This is a genomic window from Serratia sp. LSHTC3 (assembly GCF_057197125.1).
In genome coordinates this window covers 391,037-411,039 of record NZ_JBXUNP010000002.1, presented here as the reverse complement: position 1 = coordinate 411,039, position 20,003 = coordinate 391,037, and the positions used below count along the sequence as shown (strand labels likewise).

Annotated in this window: 20 protein-coding genes; 8 read left to right on the top strand and 12 right to left on the bottom strand. The window is 57.9% G+C overall.

Translation table 11 applies throughout. From position 1 onward, the window contains the following. Nucleotides 1-20: 20 nt before the first annotated feature. The 5 genes from potG to AC2CGI_RS09155 form a co-directional block, all read right to left on the bottom strand. Nucleotides 21-1,154 (bottom strand): putrescine ABC transporter ATP-binding subunit PotG, encoded by a 1,134-nt coding sequence (gene potG, locus AC2CGI_RS09175; protein WP_004938650.1) that lies wholly within the window; start codon nt 1,152-1,154, stop codon nt 21-23. Nucleotides 1,155-1,276: 122 nt separating this feature from the next. Then, nucleotides 1,277-2,386, bottom strand: a complete 1,110-nt coding sequence (gene potF / locus AC2CGI_RS09170) for a spermidine/putrescine ABC transporter substrate-binding protein PotF (protein ID WP_021504361.1) — start codon at nt 2,384-2,386, stop codon at nt 1,277-1,279. 406 nt (nt 2,387-2,792) lie between these two features. Beyond that, nucleotides 2,793-3,272: a type III secretion system chaperone family protein gene (locus tag AC2CGI_RS09165; protein WP_004938666.1), complete on the bottom strand. Its 480-nt coding sequence runs from the start codon at nt 3,270-3,272 to the stop codon at nt 2,793-2,795. 136 nt (nt 3,273-3,408) lie between these two features. Further along, entirely contained in the window at nt 3,409-4,311 is a 903-nt protein-coding gene (gene rimK / locus AC2CGI_RS09160) for a 30S ribosomal protein S6--L-glutamate ligase (RefSeq protein WP_076740383.1), read from the bottom strand. A 54-nt stretch (nt 4,312-4,365) separates the two neighbouring features. Continuing rightward, nucleotides 4,366-4,680 carry a YbjC family protein gene (locus AC2CGI_RS09155; protein WP_015377290.1) on the bottom strand — a complete coding sequence of 105 codons (315 nt, stop codon included), beginning with the start codon at nt 4,678-4,680 and terminating at the stop codon, nt 4,366-4,368. 230 nt (nt 4,681-4,910) lie between these two features. Between AC2CGI_RS09155 and AC2CGI_RS09150 the strand changes: the two genes are divergently transcribed. Next, complete coding sequence (locus AC2CGI_RS09150; RefSeq protein WP_004938676.1) at nt 4,911-5,174, top strand: GrxA family glutaredoxin; 264 nt, start codon at nt 4,911-4,913, stop codon at nt 5,172-5,174. A gap of 38 nt (nt 5,175-5,212) precedes the next feature. Here AC2CGI_RS09150 and AC2CGI_RS09145 read toward each other — a convergent pair whose 3' ends face one another. Then, the gene (locus AC2CGI_RS09145; RefSeq protein ID WP_015377289.1) at nt 5,213-5,602 is read right to left on the bottom strand and encodes an inner membrane protein YbjM; all 390 of its coding nucleotides are present in this window, start codon (nt 5,600-5,602) and stop codon (nt 5,213-5,215) included. A 294-nt stretch (nt 5,603-5,896) separates the two neighbouring features. Between AC2CGI_RS09145 and AC2CGI_RS09140 the strand changes: the two genes are divergently transcribed. Next, entirely contained in the window at nt 5,897-7,585 is a 1,689-nt protein-coding gene (locus AC2CGI_RS09140) for an aspartate:alanine antiporter (RefSeq protein WP_004938680.1), read from the top strand. Between the two features lie 458 nt (nt 7,586-8,043). Here the strand turns inward: AC2CGI_RS09140 and AC2CGI_RS09135 are convergent, their stop codons facing one another. After that, complete coding sequence (locus tag AC2CGI_RS09135) at nt 8,044-8,412, bottom strand: hypothetical protein (protein ID WP_071824279.1); 369 nt, start codon at nt 8,410-8,412, stop codon at nt 8,044-8,046. Between the two features lie 472 nt (nt 8,413-8,884). Further along, nucleotides 8,885-9,397 carry a serine protease inhibitor ecotin gene (gene eco, locus AC2CGI_RS09130; RefSeq protein ID WP_015377287.1) on the bottom strand — a complete coding sequence of 171 codons (513 nt, stop codon included), beginning with the start codon at nt 9,395-9,397 and terminating at the stop codon, nt 8,885-8,887. Between the two features lie 293 nt (nt 9,398-9,690). Here eco and AC2CGI_RS09125 point away from each other — a divergent pair, with 293 nt between their 5' ends. After that, entirely contained in the window at nt 9,691-10,425 is a 735-nt protein-coding gene (locus tag AC2CGI_RS09125; RefSeq protein WP_015377286.1) for a phosphatase PAP2 family protein, read from the top strand. A gap of 5 nt (nt 10,426-10,430) precedes the next feature. Then, the gene (gene ybjG / locus AC2CGI_RS09120; RefSeq protein ID WP_015377285.1) at nt 10,431-11,036 is read left to right on the top strand and encodes an undecaprenyl-diphosphate phosphatase; all 606 of its coding nucleotides are present in this window, start codon (nt 10,431-10,433) and stop codon (nt 11,034-11,036) included. 36 nt (nt 11,037-11,072) lie between these two features. Here the strand turns inward: ybjG and AC2CGI_RS09115 are convergent, their stop codons facing one another. Next, on the bottom strand, nt 11,073-11,909 hold the full coding sequence (locus AC2CGI_RS09115) for an aldose epimerase family protein (RefSeq protein ID WP_033633477.1): 837 nt from the start codon (nt 11,907-11,909) through the stop codon (nt 11,073-11,075). 218 nt (nt 11,910-12,127) lie between these two features. Between AC2CGI_RS09115 and deoC the strand changes: the two genes are divergently transcribed. From deoC to AC2CGI_RS09095, 4 genes are all read left to right on the top strand, one after another. Next, nucleotides 12,128-12,808, top strand: coding sequence for a deoxyribose-phosphate aldolase (gene deoC / locus AC2CGI_RS09110; RefSeq protein ID WP_021504366.1), 681 nt, complete (start codon nt 12,128-12,130; stop codon nt 12,806-12,808). A gap of 152 nt (nt 12,809-12,960) precedes the next feature. Then, complete coding sequence (gene deoR, locus AC2CGI_RS09105) at nt 12,961-13,725, top strand: DNA-binding transcriptional repressor DeoR (protein ID WP_015377282.1); 765 nt, start codon at nt 12,961-12,963, stop codon at nt 13,723-13,725. Between the two features lie 979 nt (nt 13,726-14,704). Continuing rightward, entirely contained in the window at nt 14,705-16,003 is a 1,299-nt protein-coding gene (locus AC2CGI_RS09100; RefSeq protein WP_004938697.1) for an HAAAP family serine/threonine permease, read from the top strand. Between the two features lie 93 nt (nt 16,004-16,096). Beyond that, nucleotides 16,097-17,464 carry an L-serine ammonia-lyase gene (locus AC2CGI_RS09095; RefSeq protein WP_015377281.1) on the top strand — a complete coding sequence of 456 codons (1,368 nt, stop codon included), beginning with the start codon at nt 16,097-16,099 and terminating at the stop codon, nt 17,462-17,464. Nucleotides 17,465-17,518: 54 nt separating this feature from the next. On the opposite strand, the gene AC2CGI_RS09090 is transcribed toward AC2CGI_RS09095, so the two are convergent. From AC2CGI_RS09090 to AC2CGI_RS09080, 3 genes are read right to left on the bottom strand one after another with little or no spacing between them, the layout of a single operon-like run. Continuing rightward, a complete protein-coding gene (locus tag AC2CGI_RS09090; RefSeq protein WP_015377280.1) occupies nt 17,519-18,184 on the bottom strand; it encodes a helix-turn-helix transcriptional regulator in 666 nt (221 codons plus the stop codon). Further along, on the bottom strand, nt 18,181-19,569 hold the full coding sequence (locus AC2CGI_RS09085; protein WP_076740407.1) for an FKBP-type peptidyl-prolyl cis-trans isomerase N-terminal domain-containing protein: 1,389 nt from the start codon (nt 19,567-19,569) through the stop codon (nt 18,181-18,183). The genes AC2CGI_RS09090 and AC2CGI_RS09085 overlap by 4 nt, the downstream gene beginning before the upstream one ends. Continuing rightward, nucleotides 19,566-19,988, bottom strand: a complete 423-nt coding sequence (locus AC2CGI_RS09080; RefSeq protein ID WP_076740408.1) for a hypothetical protein — start codon at nt 19,986-19,988, stop codon at nt 19,566-19,568. The genes AC2CGI_RS09085 and AC2CGI_RS09080 overlap by 4 nt, the downstream gene beginning before the upstream one ends. Between the last annotated feature and the right edge of the window lie 15 nt (nt 19,989-20,003).

The window sequence follows — 20,003 nt, the reverse complement described above, 5'->3', positions numbered from 1 at the left end:
GTTACTCCTCACCGGCTCTACTACACCGTCAACACGACGCAGCTGTCGGTTTCCCAACACAGACGCACTTCATCGCCCCAGGTGGGCATCCCCTTGCGGAAACGATGGCCGTTTTGCAGCTGGGCGCTGATAATCTGCCCGCTGTGCAGCTTCACGTGGTAGATAGACAGATCGCCCAGGTAGGAAATGTGCGCCACTTCCCCCACCGCGAAGTTGCAGCCGTCTTCCGGCACTTGTTCGCACAGCAGGATCTTTTCCGGCCTCAGCGCCACCTGGATCGGCACGCCATCCACCACCGAGGCATCCGGATCCACCTTGATCGCATGGCGCAACCCGGGGCTTTGCAGGATCAGCGCATCGTCGTGGCGCTCTTGCAGCACGCAGTCGAAGACGTTGACCGAACCGATAAACTCTGCGCTGAAGCGGCTGTTCGGATGCTCGTAGATCTCTTCCGGCTCGCCGATCTGCACGAACTTGCCGCGGTTCATGATGGCGATACGCCCCGCCATGGTCATCGCCTCCTCCTGATCGTGCGTCACCATCACGCAGGTCACGCCGACGCGCTCGAGAATGTCGGTCACTTCCAGCTGCATGCGATCGCGCAGCTTCTTGTCCAGCGCGCCCATCGGTTCATCCAGCAGCAGCAACTTCGGCCGCTTGGCCAGGCTGCGTGCCAATGCCACCCGCTGCCGCTGGCCGCCGGAAAGCTGGTGCGGTTTGCGTTTGGCGTACTCCTGCATGTGCACCAGCGCCAGCATTTCCGCCACCCGTTCGGCGATCTCCGCCCGCGGCATTTTGTCCTGCTTCAGGCCGAACGCGATGTTTTGCTCCACGGTCATGTGCGGGAACAGCGCGTACGACTGAAACATCATGTTGATCGGCCGCTGGTACGGCGGCACATGCGACATATCCTGCCCGTCGAGCACGATCTGCCCTTCCGTCGGCTGTTCAAAGCCGGCCAGCATGCGCAGCAAGGTGGACTTGCCGCAGCCGGACGGGCCAAGCAGCGCAAAGATCTCGCCCTTGTAGATGGTGAGGCTGACGTCTTCGACCGCATTCTGCCCGTCGAAGGTTTTGGTGAGGTTACGGATTTCCAGCAGAGGGGTGAAGACCTTCTGCGACTTGGCTTGAGGACGAGGGATGGCGTCGTTCAATCGGGGTGCTCTCCGGCGTAAAGCGGCACAAAACCACGGCGAGCGCCGTGGCCCAAAACGGCAATGCAGGCGGGGAGCGCCCGCCTGCCGGTTTACCGACGATGGGGGGATCCCCCCCATCATCACTTCCCGCTTTTAACTTTAGTCCATGCGCGGGTAATGACACGGTCCAGCTTCGGCGACTGCACGTTGAGCGTGAACAGCTTGGCGCGCAGATCGGCCGGCGGATAGACGTTCGGGTTCTCGCGCACTTCGGCGTTCACCAGCGGCGTGGAGTCTTTCACCGCATTGGCGTAATAGACATAGTTGCTGATGCCCGCCATCACGTCAGGTTTCATCAGGAAGTTCAGGAACTGGTACGCGGCGTCTTTGTTCTTGGCGTCCGCCGGCATGGCGAACATGTCAAAGTAGGTCAGCGCTCCCTCTTTCGGGATCGCGTAGGCCACGTTCACGCCGTTCTTCGCCTCTTTGGCGCGGTTGGCCGCCTGCATCACGTCACCGGACCAGCCGATCGCCACACAGATATCACCGTTAGCCAGATCGTTGATGTACTGAGAAGAGTGGAAGTAACGAATGTTCGGCCGCAGTTTCAGCAGCAGATCGTTGGCCGCGCCGGTGTAGTCCGCCGCATTGGTGCTGTTGGGATCCTTGCCCAGGTAGTGCAGCACGGTGGCGTAAACCTCGCTCGGCGCATCGAGGAAGGAGACGCCGCAGCTTTTCAGCTTCTCGAGGTTTTCCGGCTTGAGGATCAGATCCCAACTGTCGACAGGCGCGTCTTTGCCCAATGCCGCCTTCACCTTGTCGACGTTATAGCCGATGCCGGTGGTCACCATCAGGTATGGGATGCCGTATTTGTTGTCTTTATCGTTGTGTGCAACCAGCTTCAGCATCTCGGGATCGAGATTCTTGTAGTTGGGCATTTTGCTCTTGTCGAGCGGTTCGAAGATGCCGGCCTGCGACTGGCGTTCGAGGAAGTTGGATGAAGGAACCACCAGATCATAACCGGTGCTGCCCGCCATCAGTTTGCCTTCCAACACTTCGTTGGAGTCAAAGACGTCGTACACCACTTTGATACCGGTTTCTTTCTGGAATTTGGCCAGGGTATCCGGCGCGATATAGTCGGACCAGTTATACACGTGCAGCGTTTTCTCTTCGGCTGACGCCGTGACGGACGCGGCCATCAACAGGCCGGCAACCACACCCGATAACCACTTTTTACGTTGGGTGACCATCCGTAACTTCCTCCAAAACAGGGTGAATCATAGAATTGAACTTGTATCTGCAGCGATACAAAACCTTTCCTGATTGAGCGCAATCGTTGCAACCGCGAACTGAATGGCTATGCATATGATTGCATGCGCCTTTTTGCACTGCCCTGCTCGCGTGGTTACAAGGGAAATCGCAAGCCCTTTGCAGAATCAGCAGCATAGCCGCTGCCATCGCAACCCGCCAGCCCCCAGGGTAAAAAACGCCATTTATCGATTTTTTATGCAATTTTTCTCTATGTGATACGGCATTAATGGCGTAAAAGCCGAGAAAGATCGGGCGGCAGAGGCCTAAGTGCAGAATATTTAATTGCGGAGGGGAGTCACGACAGCATGCCGCCGGAGCGACGGCATGCTTAAGGTACAGCGAGGATCAGTGCAGCATCGGCTGACGCACGGCGCCAGCGGGGATCTCTTCTTCATCCCCCATAAACAGCAGATCGTTCGCCCGCGCCTCGAGGATCACCATCGAGACCTGCTCTTCGCCCTGCTGCATGAAGTGGGTGAACTGCTCGTAGGTGATGCCGACCGCCACGCTCAGCGACTGGCAGACGATCAGCTTCGGCAGGTTGTCGTCCTGAATGTCGACAAAGGCCTTGATGGTCAGCGAGCTGGCGTTGATCTGGCTCAGGTCCGCCACCAGCGGGATCAGCGCGGTCGGCTTCACCTCAGCCAGCGCGGAGAACAGGATGACGTTATCCACCAGATCTATCTTGGCGTCGAACACGCCGTCGAAGTTCTGCATGTGCGGCAGGTGCAGCGCCTGGCAGGAATCGCACTCAAAGAAAGAAATGCCCGACTGATCCAGCCAGCGCCGCAACAGCGCCAAATCGGGGACAATGAGTGAATCCATAATAACCAGCCTCACAATATTCAAAACGCGAAAAGGCGCATAGCTTACGGAATATTCACCCGATACGCCACGATCAATGCGGCTTAATTCACTAATTAAGATATTGCTCGGCGGGAAAAGCGCAACGCGCGTACCGTCAGCCGCCCGATTTCAGGCGGAACCCCGGCCGGCCGCGCTGCTCGATGTATTCGATCATCATGCCGGCAATGTCCAGCCCGGTAGTGGTTTCCACCCCTTCCAGCCCCGGTGAGGCGTTGACCTCCATCACCAGCGGGCCGCGCTCGGCGCGCAGGATATCCACCCCGGCCACGTCCAGCCCCAGCGTGTTCGCCGCTTTGACCGCAATCGCCCGCTCCCTGGCGGTGATGGTCACTTTGCGGGCGGTGCCGCCGCGGTGCAGGTTGGAACGAAACTCGCCGGGCTTCGCCTGCCGCTCGATGGCGGCCACCACTCGGCCACCCACCACCAGACAGCGCACATCGCACCCCTGCGCCTCGCGCACGTACTCCTGCACCAGGATGTGGGCGTTCAGGCCTCGAAAGGCGTCGATCACGCTTTCCGCCGCCTGACGGGTTTCCGCCAGCACCACGCCGATGCCCTGCGTGCCTTCCACCAGTTTGACCACCAGCGGCGCGCCGCCGACCAGCTCGATCAGATCGCCTGTGTCGTCCGGCGAATGGGCAAAACCGGTGATCGGCAGATCGATGCCCTGCCGCGCCAGCAGCTGCAGCGAACGCAGCTTGTCGCGGGCGCGGGTAATGGCCACGGATTCGTTTAGCGGGTAGCTGCCGAGCAGCTCGAACTGGCGCAGCACCGCCGTGCCGTAAAAGGTAATGGCAGAGCCGATGCGCGGGATCACCGCATCGTAACGTTCCAGCTGACGGCCGCGATAGTGAATGGTCGGCGCCGCCGGATTGATGTTCATATAGCAAGAGAGCGGATCGATGATATCGATACTGTGCCCGCGATCTTCCGCCGCTTCACGCAGCCGCTTGCACGAATAGAGCGATCCGTCGCGAGAAAGAATGGCAATTTTCACTCGTCACCCCAAAAGCCAACGCCTGCCCGGCAGGCGGGTTAGCGGCCGCGGCGCTCAGGCGCGCGGATCGCGATCCTGATTATCTTTCGATGCGTCTGCATCTTGCGGTTTGCGGCGATCGTTTTCCGGCGGCAAGCCGCCGCGCATCAGCGGCCCGAACCCCTGCACCACGCGCCATACCAGAAACGCCGCCGCCGGCACCATCAGCGCCACGCCGAGGAAAATCATGCCGACCGCCGCCTGTTGCGACGCCAGCCAGCCCGGCAGCTGCAGGTGGCCGTGAATACTGAGGTAGGCCAATACCAGCATCACGATGCCCAGCCCTTCCAACACCAGCACCGGGCGCGGTAAGTCACCGAATGAACGCATATTTTTCCTCTCCAGAAGGTCTGCCCCCAGTGTAGTGAATTCCCGCCGACGGCGACAGCCCCGGCAGACTAATTGGTTACATGAATCAGATTAACAGGTAATTCCTGCTTTTTTTTCACCGCCTCAACGGGCATAGTAGGCGCCATCTGACGCAGGTAATGACTTTTTCGGTGACGGGATGTCGTTGCAATCGCGAATAATTTATCGAAAATCCAATTAAGGAGCGTTGCATGTTTGCAGTAATCTTCGGGCGTCCTGGCTGTCCTTATTGTGTCCGCGCTAAAGAACTGGCGGAAAAACTGACTGAAGAACGCGACGATTTCAACTTCCGTTACGTTGACATCCACGCGGAAGGCATCACCAAGGCCGATCTGGAAAAAACCGTCGGCAAACCGGTTGAAACCGTGCCGCAGATCTTCCTGGATGAGAAGCACATCGGCGGTTGCACCGATTTCGAAGCTTACGCTAAAGAACACCTGAACCTGTTCCAGTAAGTTTTTGAACGACAAAAAGGCGCTTAATGCGCCTTTTTTTATTGCCGCTGCCGCCGGTGCAACTGCTGGAGCGTGTGCAACAAACCGAGGGCGAACAGCATCAGCATCGCGCCGAACACGCACCAGAACACCGCGCTGGTGGCGTAAGCCAGTTCCTGCCAAAACGACGAGGACGGCGTCAGCCAGAAGTGGCGGATCAGCAGGCACAGCGGCAATGCATACAGCGCGCCAAGCAACGGGCAAAGCAGCCGCTTGCGGCTCGACAAATAGCTGGCGATCGCGCCGGGGATCACAAACAGCAGCAGGCCGGTTTCACCGTGGTGCTCATGATCCGTGCTGCCGAACAGGCCGGTTTGCTGGCCGAGAAACACCAGGCTGAACAACAGAAAACAGCTGAGAATGCCCAGCCAATATCTATAACTCGTCATGCGAATTCTCCCCCGCCCAATTACCGCATCAATAGAAATCGGCCCGGTCACCCGTGCGGTGACGCTGAACCGAATTTTTTCCTTGGTCAAAAGAGAGTTAAATGCGCACGGCGGCGCAGGAAATCAGCTTTCTGTGCTGGCTGTCATCGGTCATAGCGTCTAGAATGAACGCCGCCGAACGATGGTTCGCTTCGCCTTACGCTGGTGGTGATTTATGATGTCGTTTTAAGGCTGAATTTATCTCTTATAGTTATCTATATCAAGCACTTACTGGTAAACAATAAGTTATCCTCCGTGAACATAAACGTCGCTAGTTTGTTAAACGGTAACTACATTCTGTTACTGTTCGTGGTACTCGCACTGGGGCTGTGCCTCGGTAAACTCCGTCTGGGCTCCGTCCAACTCGGTAATTCCATTGGCGTTTTGGTGGTTTCGCTGCTGCTCGGCCAGCAACACTTCGCCATTAACACCGAGGCGCTGAATCTCGGCTTCATGCTGTTTATTTTCTGCGTCGGGGTGGAAGCCGGGCCTAACTTTTTCTCGATTTTCTTCCGCGACGGCAAGAATTACCTGATGCTGGCGCTGGTGATGGTCGGTTCGGCCATGGTGATCGCCATCGGCCTCGGCAAGCTGTTCCACTGGGACATCGGCCTGACCGCCGGCATGCTGGCCGGTTCGATGACCTCGACGCCGGTGCTGGTTGGGGCCGGCGATACGCTGCGCAACACCATCGTCAACGGCCCGGCGCTGCTGGCGGCGCAGGATCATCTGAGCCTCGGCTATGCCCTCACCTACCTGATCGGTCTGGTCAGCCTGATCTTCGGCGCGCGTTACCTTCCGAAGCTGCAGCACCAGGATCTGTCCACCTCCGCCCAGCAAATCGCCCGCGAGCGCGGCCTGGACACCGACAGCCAACGCAAGGTCTACCTGCCGGTGATCCGCGCCTACCGCGTCGGCCCCGAGCTGGTGGCCTGGGCCGACGGCAAGAACCTGCGCGAGCTGGGCATCTATCGCCAGACCGGCTGCTACATCGAACGCATCCGCCGCAACGGCATTCTGGCCAACCCGGACGGTGACGCGGTGCTGCAGGTGGGCGACGAGATCTCGCTGGTCGGTTATCCGGACGCCCACGCGCGGCTGGATCCGAGCTTCCGCAACGGTAAGGAAGTGTTCGACCGCGATCTGCTCGACATGCGCATCGTGACCGAAGAGATCGTAGTGAAGAACAGCAACGCGGTGAACAAACGCCTGAGCCAGCTGAAGCTGACCGACCACGGTTGCTTCCTCAACCGCGTGATCCGCAGCCAGATCGAAATGCCAATCGACGACAGCATCGTGCTCAACAAGGGCGACGTGCTGCAGGTAAGCGGCGACGCGCGCCGGGTGAAGAGCGTGGCGGAGAAGATTGGCTTTATCTCGATCCACAGCCAGGTGACCGATCTGCTGGCGTTCTGCGCCTTCTTCATCATCGGCCTGCTGATCGGCCAGATCACCATTCAGTTCAGCAACTTCTCGTTCGGCATCGGCAACGCCGCCGGCCTGCTGATGTCCGGCATCATGCTCGGCTTCCTGCGCGCCAACCACCCGACCTTCGGCTACATTCCGCAGGGCGCGCTGAACATGGTGAAAGAGTTCGGCCTGATGGTGTTTATGGCGGGCGTGGGTCTGAGCGCCGGCGCCGGCATCGGCCACAGCCTGGGCGCGGTCGGCGGCCAGATGCTGATCGCCGGGCTGATCGTCAGCCTGGTGCCGGTGATTATCTGCTTCCTGTTCGGCGCCTACGTGCTGCGCATGAACCGCGCCCTGCTGTTCGGCGCCATCATGGGCGCCCGCACCTGCGCGCCGGCGATGGAAATTATCAGCGATACCGCGCGCAGCAACATCCCGGCGTTGGGCTACGCCGGCACCTACGCCATCGCTAACGTGCTGTTAACGCTGGCGGGTTCGCTCATCGTAGTGCTATGGCCGGGCATACTCGGCTGATCGATTAGCGGGAGAGATGGATCGGCGATAAAAATATTTTGATTTTTTTGTCGCCGGCCAGAACTTTCGTTGGGGGCCGCAGTCTGAATTAGTGCCACTGCTTTTCTTTGATGTCCCCATTTTGTGGAGCCCGATAATCCCGCCTTTTAGGTTCAAGATTATCGGGTTTTTTGTTGCCTGCACTCCACCGCCCGCGGGACCACCATCAGATGGCAGCAACACCTCAACTGACGACGTACAGCGCCGCGTCCGCTCCTTCCTGAAACATCGTTTCTCTTAACGTTTAGTGTCGGGCGGTCGGCTATCAGACAATGACTTCCCAAGGTTTGATTTCAGAAGGAGTGAGAGCGGAGTAACTGTATTAATTAGCAAGTGGGGCTGAACTCAACAACGGCCTTATCAATATCTTAATATCAAAAAAAGCAAGACACCTACGGTGCCTTGCTTTTCTTTTTACATTAGCAAGCGCCAAAAAGAACGACAGAGAACAGAACGGAACCGTTCAGATAAATAGTGGCCTTCAATCCCGTAGGAATAAAGGAACCACAGGTCTCTGCGCACACTTTAAGCTGCCCACCAATGGGAATTGGAATCGGCGAAGAAACGCAAAAGTCACCGTAGACAGGAATGGTAAAACAGATTTGGTTGTTTGCAGGGTTATAACTGGCCCCAACGCAAACCGAAAGTTTAAGCGCCAACACGCCCTGCTGCTTAAGGTCTACAGGTACCGGCGCCGGTGTTTTTTGCGAAAATCCAACCGCAGTAAAATCAGCAACATGTTCATTTTGAGCGTGCGGATCTTGTTCATTGCATTTACAATCAGCCATTGGAATATCCTCGTAAGTTTTTTTAGATATTAATTAGCGAACAATGTAATTGCCGTGGAGCTAATTACATTGATGAATCTAGCAGCACAATAATTAATTTCCATTCCTTCGCCATTAAATAAAATCAATAAAACAACAATAAAATGATTAATAAGAATATTTTTATTTATGTAACCGAAACGGTTTGTTATTACCGAAATAATTGCAATTCAAAATAATATAATCAGAGATGAAGGGAGATAAAAAATGAGGATATTGCGAGTGAAAATTAAAAAAATGCCCTTAAACCAAGGATGTTAACCTTGTTAGCTTGAGTCACTTTCCTTTTTCCCTCTGTAGGTTGAAAAAATTTGGCTAAGCACCCGGCTTTCCTACCTGAAAATAAAAAACCGCCTGAAGAGCCGCATATCATCGCAAAATGCTCTTCAAACGGTTTTGTACAAGATCATGTATTCACAGCGCTAATCGCGGATTACTTTGATTCAGCCTGGCTTACGGTATCTTCGGCTTTCCAGATGCGGTATTTCACTTCCGCGTCTTTCGGCGCATACACCACGATCGGCAGGCGGCTGTTGTAACGCTGCATCGCGGCGTCGCCCAGGTTGGCGGCGATGAATTTCTTGGTCTTGGTGTTATCCGGGCAGGCCATCATGGTCGAGGCCGGTTCGGACAGCTTCTCCAGCACCAGGTAGTCGTAGCCCCAGCCGGACAGGGTTTTGGTCTCTAGGGTGCCGCCAATCATATGGCGGTTGCAGTCCACTTCCAGCGTCTTGCCGATCAGCAGCTCTACCTTGTAGTTCTCTTCGTGCTCTTGCTTCGGCAGGTAGATCACCTGGCGGTTCATGCCCTTCTCGGCTTTCGGGTAAGGCGCGACCTTTTCCAGCGGCTGTTTGCTGATATCCGCATCGTCGCCAGAGGTGGCCGCCATGGCGCTGGCGGAAACGGCCATCAGCAGGCCGGAAAATACAACGGATGCCTTGTTCATGTTTATCCCTACACTTTTTGTCAAATAATCCGTCTATAAACTAATACACTACCGCCAAGCTCGCCACAGGTTTAATCTTCTTTACAATAGGCGATAAATAGTGACAATCGCCTGGCATTCCCCGTTAGCCGGAGCAATACCCCAGAAAAAACCGCCGATTAAGACGAGATAAACAGGTGATGATCTGCGCACAACCGGGTGTATCAGATAGGGTTTTCTTACCGGCGGACTAAGGTTTTCTTAAGACAGAATTATTACAGTGGCGCTATTCAATACTGTCACCGAGCCTGCGCGTGAATCCAGAATCGTCATTAAATCAATCCTCAACGGCACAGCAAATTAAGACAACCGCCCTTTACTCCCTGCCGACATCCTTTTACCGTTGGCAAGTTTTTGGCCTGCTGATCAGCGGTTTGGTGTTCCTGTGGCTCTCCCGCAACGAACAGCTGGACTGGGCGATCAGCAACTATTGGTACGATGCCGCCAGCGGGCATTTCCCGTGGCAAAACAATTACTGGCTGGATCTGATCAATCACCGTCTGTTGAAGCAGATAGTGATCGTGGGAGCGGTGCTGACGCTGTTTTGGGGCATCTATCGCCGCAGCGCGCGCCTGATTGTCAGCATGTTGCTTCTCGGCATCGGCCCGCTGGTGGTGGGCATTCTCAAGGCCACCAGCGCGCACTCCTGTCCGTGGGATCTGATCGAGTACGGCGGCAAGGCGATGTCCTTCCCGTTGTTCGGCGCGGTACCGGCGCTGCCGGGCCCCGGTCGCTGTTTCCCCGGCGGGCACGCCTCGAGCGGTTTCGCGGTCATGGCGTTGTTTTTCCTGTTTTATCCGCAGCGCCCGCGCCTGGCCTGGTGCTGCTGGTGCGGCGGTATTGCGCTCGGCATGTTGATGGGCTTTGGTCAGATCATGCGCGGCGCACATTTTCTTACCCATAACCTGTGGGCAGGTTGGTGGGTTTGGTTAAGCCAGTTGGCGATTTATTGGATAGTTAGCGGCTATTGGCGCCGCAAGACGAGGTAACGGTTATGGAGCAGTTAAACCATGTTCTTTTCGCCTGGATCAATGCGACCCCGGCATCTCCCGAATGGATGATCGATTTCGCCACCTTTCTGGCGCGCGATCTTATCATTATCGTGCCGCTGCTGATCGTCGGCCTGTGGCTGTGGGGGCCGCGCAGCCAGCTGGTTTCGCAGCGCGAAGTGGTGGCGAAAACCACGATCGCGCTGCTGTTCGCCATGCTTGCCGCCTCCGCTATCGGCGCGCTGCTGCCGCATGAGCGCCCGTTCGTCGCCGGCGTGGGTTATACCTTCCTGGCGCACGTGCCGGACAGTTCGTTCCCCAGCGATCACGGCACCGCCATCTTTACCTTTGCGCTGGCGTTCCTGTTCTGGCACCGGGTCTGGTCCGGCGCGCTGCTGATGATTGTCGCCGTCGGCATCGCCTGGTCACGCGTTTACCTCGGCGTGCACTGGCCGCTGGATATGGTCGGCGGTTTCCTGCTCGGCCTGGTCGGCTGCCTGTTCGCTCAGTTGGTATGGAATCTGTTCGGCGATGTCCTCGCCGACAGGCTGTCGCGCCTGTATCGCTTTCTGTTTGCCTTCGCCATTCGCCGCGGCTGGGTGAAAGAATAACCGCATAACATGACAGGGGCGTTACCGCCCCTGCTTTCACACCACGCCGGTGGTCACGCAAAATGCCCGCGTTTTTCCCGCTCCCAGCATCACTCCCGCCTCCCCTTCCGGCGCGTTAGGCCGGCAGTTTGCCGGCTGGATAAAAGCAAGCAGCCGCCTGTTGCCCTGGACAGCGATGCGCCGCAGGCCATAGTTGAATTGCCCGGTGGCAAAACGCGTCACATAGCGGCGGCCTTGCGGCGCCAGCATAAAGAACTCGGCCTGATCCACGTAGCGCGTCAGATCGTCGGAGCACAGCAGTTCCTGCCCGAGCATCTCTCCCAACAGCGCCGGCGTCGGCAAGTTTTGGCGGAACACCGCGTCGGGAATGCAATCGTAGTTGAGGCGGCACACATAGCGCAGCGGCTGCGGCCGATCGGCCAGGTTGGTAACCTTCATCTCTATGGCGAACTGCGCGCTCTGGGCCGCCAGACGCAGCGCCGGGCCGATGCGCCAACGCCCGCCCAACCGCTCGCCTTCACCGTGCAACGTCAGCTCATCGCCCGCCAGCTGCAGCCACACGCGTTGCATCTGGAGCGGCGCGCCGTCGTGACTCGGCCAGGCGGGACAGAACGCGGCGTCGTCAGCGCGCTTTCTTCCGGCGCCCCGCACGCTGCGGCGGCCCGATTTCAGCGAATGACCGTCAAATTCGGCGTCCCAGATCGCGAGGCCCTGATACGGCAAAACCGTCAGCGCGCCACGGCAGTTCGCCAGCGTCAGCATCGGCCCGCGTTCTGCGCAGCGATGCGCGCTCACCGCGAAATCCGCGTTACGGAACAGTTCCTGCCGATACGTCCCGAAAGCTTCAGGAGCCAGGTCGATGTTGATCTTCATCTTTTTCCCCTCGACGTTTCGCCCGCGCAGGCCGCGAGCGGTCGCTGAAAATGTTATTTAAATAACAAACCACCCTCCTCTAAGTTATACATATAACAGTGAAGTAACTATGATCTCGTCGACATTTTTCAAATCCCGCTAGGTTTATCGACATTGCAATGTTATTATTTTCACATTACCTATCCATGCTCTTTTCTCAACTTCACTAAGGAACCGCGATGACCACCGAAAACATCGATTACGCCAGCTATGTTGACCACACCCTGCTGGCCATGGACGCCACCGAAATGCAGATCGCCAAACTGTGCGAAGAAGCGCAGCAGCACAACTTCTATGCGGTATGCGTCAACTCCGGCTACGTGCCGCTGGCCGCCCAGCTGCTGCAGGAAAGCACGGTGAAAGTCTGCTCGGTAATCGGTTTCCCGCTGGGCGCCGGCCTGACCGTCGCCAAAGCCTTTGAAGCCAAAGCGGCGATCGCCGCCGGCGCGCAAGAGATCGACATGGTGATCAACGTCGGCTGGCTGAAGAGCGGCCTGCTGGACGAAGTGAAAGCCGACATCGCCGCCGTGCGCGAGGTTTGCGCGGCGATCCCGTTGAAGGTAATATTGGAAACCTGCCTGCTCAGCGATGCGCAGATCGTCCAGGTTTGTGAAATGTGTCGCGAACTCGATGTCGCCTTCGTGAAAACCTCCACCGGCTTCAGCACCGGCGGCGCTCGGGAAGAGCACGTCAAACTGATGCGCGAGACCGTGGGCAGCGAAATGGGCGTGAAAGCTTCCGGCGCCGTGCGCGATCGCGCCACCGCCGAGAAGATGATCAAAGCCGGCGCCACGCGTATCGGCACCAGCTCCGGCGTCGCCATCGTCTCCGGCGCTCAGGCGGCAGCGGGCAGCTACTGATCGTCGGTATGCCCTGAGGGGCATAGCCAATACACTCCGATGCGGGACAATACGGGCGGTTGATGCGGCCCGATATTGCCCCGCATCGTTCTGTTTAGCGCCGGAAATGCCGGCTCGCCTTTTATCTCTACTACCTGTGGGAAGACGGATCTATGGAAACGCGGCGCGAAGAACGTATCAACCGGTTAGTTCAGGCGTTAAAACGCGCTGACAAGATCCACCTGAAAGAAGCCGCCGTGCTGCTGGGGGTCTCGGAGATGACCATTCGCCGCGATCTGAGCGCCGAACCGGCGGCCGTGGTGTTACTCGGCGGCTACGTGGTGACCGATCCGCGCAGCAACGGCGTGACCAACTACTTCGTTTCCGATCAAAAAGCCAAACAGGTAACGGAGAAACGGCGCATCGGCCTGCTGGCGGCGCCGCTGATCAATGAAAACGACACGGTGTTTTTCGACTGCGGCACCACCACGCCGGCGATCATCGACGCCATCACCGACGAGCTGGCTTTCACCGCCGTGTGTCATTCGCTGAACACCTTCCTGGCGCTGCAGGACAAACCGAACTGCAAGGTGGTGCTGTGCGGCGGCGAGTTCAAGCCGAACAACTACATCTTTTCCAGCGTCGGCGGCCGCAACGAGCTCGATCACATCTGCCCGAACATCGCCTTTATCTCCGCCGCCGGCCTCAGCCTGCAGCACGGCGCCACCTGCTTCAACTTCGACGAGCTGGAGATGAAGCATCGCGCCATGGCGATGGCGCAGCAAAAGATCCTGGTGGCAGACCACAGCAAGTTCGGCAAAACCAAACCGGCCTGCATCGGCCCGCTGACGCAGTTCGATCGGGTGATCACCGATCGCCAGCCGGACGCCGACTTCATGGCGTTCTTCAACGATAACGCCATCGCTATCCGCTATTAGTCCGCCTTCAGCGCCGTCATAACCGACGGCGCACCGCTTCGATATCCCTCTTTCCCCGCCGAAAAGTGAACAAATAATGCGCAATCAATTCACGTTTTTCGCTTATCCGCACGCAACATCAGGTTAATAAAATGCAACAGCTCACCCGCGTGATTATTTTTTCGCAGGCTAACCACGCGGTCGGTTGGGTGAATTAACGGCTATTTATGGCTTTTATATGATAAATCGAGCCAAAGGCCAGGAAGTTTAAATAAACGGCGGTTTACGCAATTGCAGCAAATCTCGCCAATACCTGTTAGGTATCTGTTATTTATATGATGAATGGTTACGCATTTTTATCCGCTAACCACGTAAGTAATTTCCCTTCGTTACTAGCGGTGATTTTCAACAAAAACAAAATAAAAACAAAAAGATAAACGTCATTTACCTTAAAAACATAATGTGATCTACATCACTAAAACTGCTTAATCCGGGTTTTTCGCTAGATCCAAAACCACGCATAAAATATATTGCTCGGCTTGCTGCTGAGCACAGCGCTTTATCTGGTTAATTATTGTACATACCGCATAATCGCAGAAACTTTCATGAGAGCGTTCTCAGCACAAAATCTTACACAAATGTGCAACAAATGCGCGAAAAATCGATAAAAAAGCTGATAACTGCACATATTGCGCATTTGAGAGCAGGATCACGGTTGTTTCTACTGTAAATCGTTATCTTGCCGCCAACAAAAATCGACAGGCAAAGACCTGTCGGCAGCGGTAACGACTTTTATCGCCCGCGACGGTGAAAAGTCTTTAGTGAATTACCCGGCGCTGTGCCTTGGTAATGAACGCAATAAACAACCAGGGGGACGCCAAAACATCCCCGCAAGCAACACCTGATTCTTACCGCAAGCGTTGCCTGAATAGGACGTTTGACGGTTTAACCTTAAGTTTTGCCTTTTAATTTTAAATTCGTGTTCACTTCGGAGATATTTATGGACACTACACAGACCGGCACAATTGCCTCTGCGGCCTCGGGCTCCAGCAGTACCTGGCGTAAAACGGATACCATGTGGATGTTGGGCCTGTACGGCACCGCCATCGGCGCAGGCGTCCTGTTCTTGCCCATCAACGCCGGCATCGGCGGTTTGATTCCTCTGATCATCATGGCCATCATCGCTTTCCCGATGACCTTCTTTGCCCACCGCGGTCTGTGCCGTTTCGTTCTGTCCGGCAAAAATCCCGGTGAAGACATCACCGCCGTGGTGGAAGAGCACTTCGGCATCACCGCCGGTAAACTGATTACCCTGCTGTACTTCTTCGCCATCTACCCGATTCTGTTGGTTTACAGCGTGGCGATCACCAACACCGTCGACAGCTTCATCACCCACCAGTTGGGCATGACATCGCCGCCGCGCGCCATTCTGTCGCTGATCCTGATCGTCGGCCTGATGACCATCGTGCGCTTCGGTGAGCAGGCCATCGTGAAAACCATGAGCATCCTGGTCTTCCCGTTCGTCGCAGTGCTGATGCTGCTGGCGGTGTATCTGATCCCTAACTGGACCGGCGCCATCTTCGAAAACGTGTCGCTGTCCGGCAGCGGTACCGGCATGGGTCACGGCCTGATCATGACCCTGTGGCTGGCGATCCCGGTGATGGTGTTCTCCTTCAACCACTCGCCGATCATCTCCGCCTTCGCCGTCGCCAAACGCGAAGAGTACGGCGCAGACGCCGAGAAGAAATGCTCCCGCATTCTGGCTTACGCACACATCATGATGGTGCTGACCGTGATGTTCTTCGTGTTCAGCTGCGTGCTGAGCCTGACGCCGGAAAACCTGGCGGAAGCCAAGGCGCAGAACATCTCGATTCTGTCTTACCTGGCTAACCACTTTAACAACCCGATGATCGAGTACATCGCGCCGGTTATCGCCTTCGTCGCCATCACCAAATCGTTCCTGGGCCACTACCTGGGCGCCCGTGAAGGCTTCAACGGCCTGGTCGCCAAGTCGATGAAGAGCCGCGGCAAAACCGTCAGCACCGCCAAGCTGAACCGCATGACCGCTATCTTCATGCTGGTGACCACCTGGATCGTCGCCACCCTGAACCCGAGCATCCTGGGCATGATCGAAACCCTGGGTGGCCCAATCATCGCCATGCTGCTGTTCCTGATGCCGATGTACGCCATCCGTAAAGTGCCTGCCATGCGCAAGTACAGCGGCCACATCAGCAACGTGTTTGTGGTTGTGATGGGTCTGATCGCCATCTCTGCTATCGTGTTCAGCCTGCTCGGCTAATCACGTCCGGCCGGCGCCGCTGCGCGCCGGCCCTCCCGCACTGCCCCCATTTCCCGTATTCACCGCCTGAAACCTGAAGAAGGAGGCGAGACCATGGTCAGCGTTTTCGATATTTTCAAAATTGGCATCGGCCCATCCAGCTCCCACACCGTTGGCCCGATGAAGGCCGGCAAACAGTTCGTCGACGATCTGATCGCCCACCAGCAGCTGCAGGACACTACCCGCGTGGTGGTCGACGTGTACGGTTCGCTGTCGTTGACCGGTAAAGGCCACCACACCGACATCGCCATCATCATGGGCTTGGCCGGCAACCTGCCGCACGACGTGGACATCGACAGCATTCCGGGCTTTATCCGCGACGTCGAACAGCGCGGCCGCCTGCCGCTGGCCAACGGCCATCACGAGGTGGATTTCCCGCTGCACGGCGGCATGAACTTCCACAGCGACAACCTGCCGCTGCACGAAAACGGCATGCGCATCCGCGCCTTCGCCGGTGAACGCTTGCTGCACAGCAAAACCTATTACTCGATCGGCGGCGGTTTCATCGTCGACGAAGAGCACTTCGGCCAATCCACCGAGGGCGCCACGCCAGTGCCCTACCCGTTCAAATCGGCGCACGATCTGCAGCAGCATTGCAAAGAGACCGGGCTGTCGTTGTCCGGCCTGGTGATGCAGAACGAACTGGCGCTGCGCAGCAAAGCGGATATCGACGCGCACTTCGCCGACGTCTGGCAGGTGATGAGCGCCGGTATCGAGCGCGGCATCAACACCGAAGGCTTGCTGCCCGGCCCGATGAAGGTGCCGCGCCGCGCCGCCGCGCTGCGCCGCATTCTGGTGACCGGAGACAAGAACAATATCGACCCGATGAACGTGGTCGATTGGATCAACATGTTCGCGCTGGCGGTCAACGAAGAGAACGCCGCCGGTGGCCGCGTGGTCACCGCGCCGACCAACGGCGCCTGCGGCATCATCCCTGCGGTACTGGCCTACTACGACAAGTTCATCCGCCCGGTGAATGCCAACTCCTACACCCGCTATTTCCTGGCGTCCGGGGTGATTGGTGCGCTGTACAAGATGAACGCCTCGATCTCCGGCGCCGAAGTGGGCTGCCAGGGGGAAGTGGGCGTGGCCTGTTCAATGGCGGCGGCCGGGTTGACCGAGCTGCTGGGCGGCAGCCCGGCGCAGGTGTGTATCGCGGCGGAGATCGCCATGGAGCACCATTTGGGGCTGACCTGCGATCCGCTCGCCGGCCAGGTTCAGGTGCCGTGCATCGAACGCAACGCCATTTCCGCCGTCAAGGCAGTCAACGCCGCGCGCATGGCGATGCGCCGCACCAGCGAGCCGCGGGTTTGTCTGGATAAGGTGATCGAAACCATGTACGAAACCGGCAAAGACATGAACGCCAAATACCGCGAAACCTCACAGGGCGGGCTGGCGATCAAGGTCGTGGCCTGTAACTGATCGCCACGGCGAGGCACTAAAGGCGCCGGCCGGTCTGACTTGGCCGGCGCCGTTTCAATGCCGCTCTTTCCCTGCCGCAACGCCCACCTGAATGCCGGCTCGCCCCCCCACAGCCCCAGGACGAGCGCTGTGCCGCAGCCAACCGTAAAGTTCGGCATTACGCCGGAATCCCATTTTGCGCATCACGCTCATCTTGTGGTTGCTGACGGTTTTCACGCTGATGTCCAGCATCCGGGCGATTTGCGTCACCCCCATCTCGCGCGTCATACAGCGCATGATCTCCTGTTCGCGCAGCGTCAGGCCGCGGTGCTGGCATATGCAGTTTCTGCCACAACCCGGCCGGTTCGGCCATTTGCTGCGCCGCTCCAGCTCGGCGCTCACCTGATACAGCGCCGAAACCAACGGCATATCGTGGTAGATGACGCCGGCCTCCAGCGCGCAGCGGTTACCGACGGTGCGTTTATGCCGCCCCTCCGGCATTCGCAACGAGAAATACAGCGTTTTGCGCCCTGCGGTCTGCGCCTCAAAGAAGTGACAAAAACAGCTTTGCACGCCGGGGGGAAAATAGCAGAACACCAGATCGGCTTCGTGAACCTGCTGCGCATCCAGTAACAGCGTACGCTTGCCGTAAGTGCTGAAGTGCAGCGCCAGGGCCTCCTGCCAACCGGCGCTGAAGTAACGGTTTTCATCAAATAGCGCGATTTTTATCATCGTGTTCATCCCTGCCTCCCCGCCGTTCCGGCTTCCCGTTTAACCGCCTGGGCACCCTTTGTCGGCGCCTGACTGTTGTCGATGCGTAATTCATAAATCATGGTGGCGTTGGGTGGCACTTTCGGCGGATAGCCGGTTTCGCCGTAGGCCAGCGCTGGCGGCACGACCATCGTCAGCGATCCGTGGTTGTGCAGGTGGCTTATCGCCTCCCGAAACAGCGGCGGATACTCGGACAACGGTTGCGACAGCACCTTGCCGCTCAGTTCCATATCCTGGATCACCGTACCGTCGGTCAACGTCTCCTTCACGACCACATCAACCACCGTCGTTGGCGCCAGCGCGCCCTCCCCGGCGTAATCCACCCGATACCAGAAGCCCATCGCCGATTGCTTTACGTCCTTTTGTTGACTGAACTGCGTCAGGTAATCTTCATCACGCCGCCGCTGTTCGTTAACGCGTTTCTCACGCGCGGCCACGGCGTTGGCATCCGCTTGCGCCGTCAGCGCATTCAGTTCATCCGGCGGCAACCGCAAACGCCCCGAGACGCTATCGATGACGCCCGCCAACAGGCTGTCGCGATCCACCGGCACGCCCCAACTTTGACGCTCCGCCACTACCCCCTGAATGTCCCGCCCCAGCGCACTGCCCGCCGCATAGGACAGACGCTTGCGATCATCCTTCAACTGCTCCGGCGTCATCTCCCATGGCAGCCGCTTACGCAACGCCAGCAGGTCTTCGCGCGCCTGCTGAGTCGCCTTCTGCTCACCGGCCCGCTTCTGCTCGCTTTCTTCCAACGCGGCGCGCAGAGCGTTCAACGCCTCCTGGTGCTCGCGTTGGCGTTGTGCAAGCGTCTGTGCCGATGCCTGCGCGGCAGACTCAAGTTCGGTGACGCGCCGTTCGGCCTGCGCCGCCGTCGCTCTGCTTTGGGCGGTTTCCTGCGTCGCCTGACGCAGCAGCGCCTCGGCGCGCTGCGCGTCGGGCGAGCCGCGCCAGGCGGCGCCCAGCCCGGCGATCCACTTTTGCAGCGTTGACGAATCGGGCAACGTCGCGACGGATGGCGTCGCTTTCTCCGCCCGCAACGCGGCGAGTTCCTGGCGCAACATCGTCAGTTCCATTCGCTGGCGCGCCAGCTGTTGGTCACGCGCCAATAATTCCTGGGTCAGCGTAAAAGCTTTGGCCGGTGAGGCTGGCTTATTGTTGTCCGACGAGCGCTTCGCGGGCTCACGCTTTTTTTGCCCCGACTCGCGTTCGACTGGCGCCGCTTTTTCGTTCGTCGGCACGATGTTTTGCCGTTGATACTGCTCGGCAAACTGCAGCAGCGCCGGCACGCCGTCGTCCGCCAGCGCGACGCCGGAGAACAGCAGAGCGACGCAGCCCAGCAGGCGCAGCCTCATTTAATCTGCTCCCCACGATCCGCCAAGCCGGTCAACACCGCCTGATTCACCCCGGCGCACAGATAGTTGACCTTGTAGCGATACAGCGCATCCACCGTCTCCTGCGTGTCACCGTTTACCCGGGCGCGCAGGCTGGCGTACTGCGAAGCGCCGCTCATCAGGCTGTCGAAGGCCCGTTTATAGCGCTGATACTGTTTCTCGTCGATCGCGCGCAATGCGCCCAGTTGCTGCAGGCACTGCTGCAGCTGTTCGGCCTCACGCTGCTTGCGCAAAGCCTCTTCTGACGGAGGTTGCACAACCTGATTTTTAGTGTTCACGGCGGGCTTGCCCGACTTTTGGCTTTGGCAAGCGGCGGCGCTCAACGCCAACAGGCACAGCAGCCCCATGCGCAGGGCGTGATTGACGTGCTTTCTCATCATTGCGTTTCTTGTCCT

Excerpts from the sequence above, each read along its gene's own strand:
- potF (WP_021504361.1), bottom strand. The coding sequence starts at position 2,386 with ATGGTCACCCAACGTAAAAAGTGGTTATCGGGTGTGGTTGCCGGCCTG.
- AC2CGI_RS09165 (WP_004938666.1), bottom strand. The coding sequence starts at position 3,272 with ATGGATTCACTCATTGTCCCCGATTTGGCGCTGTTGCGGCGCTGGCTG.
- AC2CGI_RS09155 (WP_015377290.1), bottom strand. The coding sequence starts at position 4,680 with ATGCGTTCATTCGGTGACTTACCGCGCCCGGTGCTGGTGTTGGAAGGG.
- AC2CGI_RS09150 (WP_004938676.1), top strand. The coding sequence starts at position 4,911 with ATGTTTGCAGTAATCTTCGGGCGTCCTGGCTGTCCTTATTGTGTCCGC.
- AC2CGI_RS09145 (WP_015377289.1), bottom strand. The coding sequence starts at position 5,602 with ATGACGAGTTATAGATATTGGCTGGGCATTCTCAGCTGTTTTCTGTTG.
- AC2CGI_RS09135 (WP_071824279.1), bottom strand. The coding sequence starts at position 8,412 with ATGGCTGATTGTAAATGCAATGAACAAGATCCGCACGCTCAAAATGAA.
- eco (WP_015377287.1), bottom strand. The coding sequence starts at position 9,397 with ATGAACAAGGCATCCGTTGTATTTTCCGGCCTGCTGATGGCCGTTTCC.
- ybjG (WP_015377285.1), top strand. The coding sequence starts at position 10,431 with ATGGAGCAGTTAAACCATGTTCTTTTCGCCTGGATCAATGCGACCCCG.
- AC2CGI_RS09115 (WP_033633477.1), bottom strand. The coding sequence starts at position 11,909 with ATGAAGATCAACATCGACCTGGCTCCTGAAGCTTTCGGGACGTATCGG.
- deoC (WP_021504366.1), top strand. The coding sequence starts at position 12,128 with ATGACCACCGAAAACATCGATTACGCCAGCTATGTTGACCACACCCTG.
- deoR (WP_015377282.1), top strand. The coding sequence starts at position 12,961 with ATGGAAACGCGGCGCGAAGAACGTATCAACCGGTTAGTTCAGGCGTTA.
- AC2CGI_RS09100 (WP_004938697.1), top strand. The coding sequence starts at position 14,705 with ATGGACACTACACAGACCGGCACAATTGCCTCTGCGGCCTCGGGCTCC.
- AC2CGI_RS09095 (WP_015377281.1), top strand. The coding sequence starts at position 16,097 with ATGGTCAGCGTTTTCGATATTTTCAAAATTGGCATCGGCCCATCCAGC.
- AC2CGI_RS09090 (WP_015377280.1), bottom strand. The coding sequence starts at position 18,184 with ATGAACACGATGATAAAAATCGCGCTATTTGATGAAAACCGTTACTTC.
- AC2CGI_RS09085 (WP_076740407.1), bottom strand. The coding sequence starts at position 19,569 with ATGAGGCTGCGCCTGCTGGGCTGCGTCGCTCTGCTGTTCTCCGGCGTC.
- AC2CGI_RS09080 (WP_076740408.1), bottom strand. The coding sequence starts at position 19,988 with ATGATGAGAAAGCACGTCAATCACGCCCTGCGCATGGGGCTGCTGTGC.